The organism is Variovorax sp. P4_B11, assembly GCF_056402355.1.
Genome location: NZ_JBFUHO010000167.1, coordinates 1 through 867, shown reverse-complemented (window position 1 = coordinate 867; position 867 = coordinate 1). Strand labels below are relative to the sequence as shown.

General features: G+C 65.3%; 2 protein-coding genes. Both read left to right on the top strand.

From position 1 onward, the window contains the following. Positions 1–374 (top strand): methyl-accepting chemotaxis protein (locus AC1DYD_RS41455; RefSeq protein ID WP_478178504.1); only part of this gene is annotated, 374 nt, incomplete at its 5' end. Between the two features lie 5 nt (positions 375–379). Further along, positions 380–867: chemotaxis protein CheW (locus AC1DYD_RS41450; protein ID WP_478178503.1), on the top strand; the 488-nt coding region annotated here is incomplete at its 3' end.

Sequence of the window (867 nt, the reverse complement as noted above, 5' to 3'; positions counted from 1 at the left end):
CGGCGGCGGCGGCCAAGGAGATCAAGGGGCTGATCGACGACTCGGTGGGCAAGGTGGGCGCGGGCAGCGCGCTGGTGGCGCAGGCCGGCAAGACGATGGAAGAGATCGTCGGCAGCGTGAAGCGGGTGACCGACATCATGGGCGAGATCACGGCGGCGAGCCAGGAGCAGACCTCGGGGATCGAGCAGATCAACCAGGCGATCACGCAGATGGACCAGGTGACGCAGCAGAACGCGGCGCTGGTGGAGGAAGCCTCGGCGGCGGCACTGGCACTGGAGAACCAGGCCGCAAGCCTGGTCGACGCGGTCAGCGTCTTTCAGGCGGAGGCCGGTGCCGGCACCCGCGGCGGCAGAAATCTTCAAGTCATGGAGTGAACGAAGTGAACACCACAGATCAAGCCAAACAGGTCGCCTCTGAAGCAAGCGCACCCTCGGCACGCGCCGGCAAGCCGCTCGAGTTTCTCTCCTTCACCCTGGGCGACGAGGAGTACGGGATCGACATCCAGAAGGTACAGGAGCTGCGGGGATACGACGCGGTGACGCGGATCGCGAACGCGCCGGAGTACATCAAGGGGGTGGTGAACCTGCGGGGGATCATTGTTCCGATCATCGACATGCGGATCAAGTTTGCGCTGGGGACGCCGAGCTATGACCAGTTCACGGTGGTGATCGTGCTGAACATCGGGGGGCGGGTGGTGGGGATGGTGGTGGACAGCGTGTCGGACGTGATCACGCTGACGGCGGAGCAGATCAAGCCGGCGCCGGCGATGGGGTCGGTGCTGGACACGGACTACCTGATCGGGCTGGGGACGCTGGACGAGCGGATGCTGATCCTGGTGGACATCGACCGCCTGATGTCCAGCGACGA